This is a genomic window from Yoonia sp., assembly GCF_046498525.1.
Classification (GTDB): Bacteria; Pseudomonadota; Alphaproteobacteria; order Rhodobacterales; family Rhodobacteraceae; genus Yoonia.
In genome coordinates this window covers 1-4,527 of record NZ_JAWOAN010000292.1, presented here as the reverse complement: position 1 = coordinate 4,527, position 4,527 = coordinate 1, and the positions used below count along the sequence as shown (strand labels likewise).

The 4,527-nt window shown below is 55.4% G+C and carries 3 protein-coding genes and 1 pseudogene; 3 read left to right on the top strand and 1 reads right to left on the bottom strand.

Annotated features, from left to right (window positions below; all coding sequences use genetic code 11):
* Nucleotides 1–43 precede the first annotated feature (43 nt).
* Nucleotides 44–1,726 (bottom strand): annotated as a pseudogene (locus R6T97_RS17225) (type IIA DNA topoisomerase subunit B); the annotation flags it as partial.
* 193 nt (nucleotides 1,727–1,919) lie between these two features.
* Between R6T97_RS17225 and R6T97_RS17220 the strand changes: the two are divergent.
* From R6T97_RS17220 to R6T97_RS17210, 3 genes are all read left to right on the top strand, one after another.
* Nucleotides 1,920–2,600, top strand: coding sequence for a dimethylsulfonioproprionate lyase family protein (locus tag R6T97_RS17220; RefSeq protein ID WP_410350512.1), 681 nt, complete (start codon nucleotides 1,920–1,922; stop codon nucleotides 2,598–2,600).
* 405 nt (nucleotides 2,601–3,005) lie between these two features.
* Nucleotides 3,006–3,764, top strand: a complete 759-nt coding sequence (locus tag R6T97_RS17215) for a hypothetical protein (protein WP_410350511.1) — start codon at nucleotides 3,006–3,008, stop codon at nucleotides 3,762–3,764.
* 88 nt (nucleotides 3,765–3,852) lie between these two features.
* On the top strand, nucleotides 3,853–4,431 hold the full coding sequence (locus tag R6T97_RS17210; RefSeq protein ID WP_410350510.1) for a flavin reductase family protein: 579 nt from the start codon (nucleotides 3,853–3,855) through the stop codon (nucleotides 4,429–4,431).
* Nucleotides 4,432–4,527: the final 96 nt, after the last annotated feature.

The window sequence follows — 4,527 nt, the reverse complement described above, 5'->3', positions numbered from 1 at the left end:
CCTTTAGAGAGTTTATGAAAAATTATCGGGAACGAATTACCCCGGCCACGTAGACCCGTTTGGCGCCTTGGGTCAGACGATACAAAGGCGGGCAGGCCAGATAGAGGTGCCCTTTGTCGATCAGCGGCCGCATTTGCGTAAAGAAGAACGTCATCAGCAGGGACGCGATATGTGCGCCGTCCACATCCGCGTCGGTCATGATGATGATCTTGTCATAGCGCAGGTCTTCGACGTTGAATTTGGTGCCCATGCCGACACCCAATGCTTCGCAGAGGTCATTGATTTCGGCATTGGAGGTCAGCTTGTTCGAGGCCGCGCCCAGCACGTTGAGGATCTTGCCCTTGAGCGGCAAAAGCGCCTGATTGACGCGGTTGCGCGCGCCCTTGCCGGAACCACCCGCACTGTCGCCCTCGACGATGAAAAGCTCGGTTCCCTTGCGGTCCTTGGATGTGCAATCCGTCAGCTTGCCGGGCAGGCGCAGTTTCTTGGTCGCCGACTTGCGCGCGGTTTCCTTTTCCTGTCTGCGCCGCAGCCGTTCTTCGGCCCGCAGCACCAGAAAATCAAGGATCGCACCGGCCGATTTCGTATCTGCCGCCAGCCAGTTGTCAAAGTGGTCGCGCACGGCACCTTCGGTCATTTTCGCCGCAGTTTCGGAGGACAGGCGATCTTTGGTCTGCCCCACGAAGGCGGGGTCGCTGATAAAGCAGGACACCAGCGCACAGCCGCCCGACATCATGTCTTCGCGGGTGATTTGTGCTGCTTTCTTGTTGTGTGACAGTTCGCCGTAAGCCTTGATCCCCTTGAGGATCGCGTTCCAGAAGCCGCTGACATGGGTGCCGCCTTCGGGGGTGGGCACGGTGTTGCAGTAGGACTGGATGAAACCGTCGCGCACGGGCGTCCAGTTGATCGCCCATTCGACCTTGCCGGGTTCGCCGAATTTTTCTTTGAAATCAACGGTACCGGCAAAGGGTTTGTCGGCATAGGTGCTGGCGGTGCCCAGCGTTTCCTTGAGGTAATCGGACAGGCCGCCGGGGAAGTGGAAGGTGGCTTCGAGCGGGGTTTCCTTGTCGTCGATTTCCGTCTTCCAGCGGATTTCGACGCCGGAGAAAAGGTAAGCCTTGGAGCGGATGGATTTGAACAGCCGTGCGGGTTTGAACCGGTGTGCCCCAAAGATTTCAGGGTCCGCATGGAAGGTCACCGTGGTCCCGCGCCGGTTGGGGGCGGTGCCGATTTTCGCGATCTTGCCAAGTGGGACGCCGCGCGAAAACCGCTGTTCGTAGATTTCCTTGTTGCGTGCGACCTGCACCACCATGCTGTCGGACAGCGCGTTGACGACCGAGGCGCCGACGCCGTGCAGACCGCCGGAGGTCTGATAGGCCTTGCCTGAAAACTTGCCGCCTGCGTGCAGGGTGCAGAGGATCACTTCAAGCGCGGATTTATCGGGGAATTTGGGGTGGGGATCAATCGGGATGCCGCGCCCGTTGTCCTTGATGGTGACGGAATAGTCGGCGTGCAGTTCCACCTCGATCCGGTTGGCGTGGCCTGCGACGGCTTCGTCCATGGAGTTGTCGAGCACCTCGGCCACGAGGTGATGAAGTGCGCGCTCATCCGTGCCGCCGATATACATGCCGGGGCGTTTGCGCACGGGTTCCAGCCCTTCCAGCACCTCGATGCTGTCGGCGTTGTAGTCGTCGGGGCCGGTGTTGGATAAAAGATCGCCTGTCATGGGTTAAACCTCATTCTTGTTGGGGCGTTTATGACAGAGCAAGCGGGTCGGGGAAAGGCTGCAATGGGGCGCATTTTCTCTCGGTTACGGTTGACATCGGGCGTTATCGTGAGCTGAGGTAGATGGGTTGTGCCGCGGTTTTGCGGTTGGTCAAGACTGTGCCGAGCGAGGCGCGAAAAGAAGGGTCCGATAGATGCAAGATTTGCCCCCGCTGCCTGAACCGCAGCTGCGCGACCTGCCCGATTGGCGGTATCTGCTGCAAGAGTATTACGAACTTTATCGCTTTCTGCCGTCGGGCGGCAGCGACCGCATCCGCGGCCACCAGCGCCATGTCCGCGAGGCGCTTAACAGGGTGCTGAAGGCAAACCCCTTCATCCGTGCGCAACAGCCTGCGCAAAAGCCGGTGACCGCCCATCTCAAGCGTGCGCTGGACGAGGGCAGGGGCGACAGGATGGCGTCGATGATCCGCGCTCTGGAATCGGTCCAGCCCGATCTGTCATGGCAATATGGCTATGAAAAAGTTCCCAAGGGCCTGCTTGAGAGCTACGCCTACGCCGAGGTGATCGGACCGAGCGGGCCGGTCGTCAGCGAGGAGATCATCCTTGGCGTGGTCCTTTTCGCGCCGGGCTGCACCTATCCCGCCCACGCCCATCGCGGCATCACCGAAAGCTATGTCTGTCTGTCCGGTGCGGTGTCCGAAAACCATCAGGGTGTCTATGTGCCGGGGTCGATGATTTTCAACCCGCCCGAACACCTGCACCGCATTACGGTCGGCATCAACGAACCGGCGCTGCTGGCCTATGCGTGGATGGGCGCGCGGCAGGATCTGGTCGAACAGAAGATGGTGTTCACGCGCAAGCGCAAAGATGGGTAAGGCGCGTATGATGGCCTGTTTGGGTAGGTTTCGTAGGGTTTTGTGAATGTCTGTCTGGGGCGCTTGGCCTTGGCAGCCGACGGACGCTGTCAGTCCTAGAGCGACATTCATTAAGCTATGTCACGCCGCAGTTCAACTTTCGCAATTCTGCCGTTCGTGCATCTTAGCGAAAACTGAGACTGGTTCGCATTGGTCTGGCAGCGCCAAGTATCCTTTTTCAGATATCTTCAATCGGCCAAAATTGTCACGTTTTAGGCATACGAAAAACATCATCAGAAGCAATCAGGACCACGGACTGAAAAGTCTTGCTGGCAAACGACGGCAGGCCTTCTGGCGTGGGTCATATTTTGGTGAGCTGCCGCTTAGGGCCATGACAAGAATTGGGTTTTAAAGGAACACAAGAAGATGATGAAAAAAGTTTCCATCGGATCAATAATTGCGACGCTCGCGTGCGGGTCTGTTTCGGCACAGGCTGCGCCGACAGTCGATGGCGTATTGGGCTTTGGTCTCGGGGCGGGAAAATTCAGTGATGGCTGCGAGGGATGCTCTGCACCGGATGACATATGGCGGGGCGAAATTTCCGCCGATCTCAATTTGCGATTCAGTGATTCCATGTCTATGCGCTTTGAGTTCAGTCACAGCCAGACAACCCTCAGCATGCCTATACGGGGAAATATCATGCATGCTGATTTAAATAATATGCTCGAAGCCTCCATAGAACTCGAACTTCAGGTGGCAAAGTTGTATCTGCTTTTTTACCATAAACTGCCACAAGATAGCGATTTCTGGTGGAATCTCATGCTTGAGGAGCAAAACCATGCCGCCTTGTTACGCAGTATTAAAGATGTATTTGTTCCACGTGGTTCCATTCCGGACAACCTCCTGGCCGAGAGTTTAGACAGCATCGTCCAGAGCTGCACAGCACTGCAACGCTGGCATCATCACTATTCCACCTCATTGCCTACCCGAGCACAGGCCCTCAATCTGGCTTTGGAAATCGAACACTCTGCTGCTGAACTGCATTTTCAGCGCTTTATGGATAAAACTCCTGACAGCAGGGTAGAGGATGTGTTCCAGCAGTTGAATGCCGAGGATAAAGACCATGTGCAGCGCCTGATCGACTATATGAATGCGCACAATATTGAAATCAGACCTGACCTATGATCCTGTCGGGAACTGATACAGGACATTTCAAGCCCTTTTGTTGTAAGCACCAAAACAGCAAAGCAGAAACAATAGAGGAGGACAGAGAATGAAACAATCACTCGGTGCAAAACCGCTCGCTTTTCCAACTCCGGTATATCTGGTCGGGAGTTATGATACACAGGGACAGCCTAATATGATGAATGCGGCCTGGGGCGGGATCTGCTGTTCCGATCCCCCATGTGTGATGGTTTCGGTGCAGAAAAAACGCCATACATATGCCGGGATTCTGGAGAACCAGGCCTTCACGATTAACCTGCTCGGGTGTGATCATGTCATTGCGGCAGATTTCTACGGTATCGCCTCCGGACGGGACCTGAACAAGATTGACGCATGCGGTCAGCATGTGAGCAAAGGAGAATTTGTCGACGCTCCATGTTTGGACGAAGCCTATCTGGTAATTGAATGCCGTCTGAAAACAAGCACTGAACTCGGAACCCATACCATGTTTGTGGGTGAAGTGATGGACGTGAAGATAGAGGCCGATTGTTTGGATGAAAAGGGGGTGCCGGATGTAAAGAAGATGGATCCACTCCTGTTTATTCCAGGAGCCCGTGAATATTATGGTGTAGGTGAATTTATCGGCAAGGCTTTTGCAGTTGGAAATTCACCCAAAGAGGGGAAATAGCGATGCCCGGTCTTGTCGGGTTTTATGAGGCGGTCTCTGCAGCGCTTTTTCGCCGAATATCGTCTTATGACGGGTTTTATGGGGCTGGGATGCGTT

Bases quoted from the DNA above. Each gene is read 5' to 3' on its own strand.
- R6T97_RS17215 (WP_410350511.1), top strand. From the start codon at position 3,006: ATGATGAAAAAAGTTTCCATCGGATCAATAATTGCGACGCTCGCGTGC.
- R6T97_RS17210 (WP_410350510.1), top strand. From the start codon at position 3,853: ATGAAACAATCACTCGGTGCAAAACCGCTCGCTTTTCCAACTCCGGTA.
- R6T97_RS17220 (WP_410350512.1), top strand. From the start codon at position 1,920: ATGCAAGATTTGCCCCCGCTGCCTGAACCGCAGCTGCGCGACCTGCCC.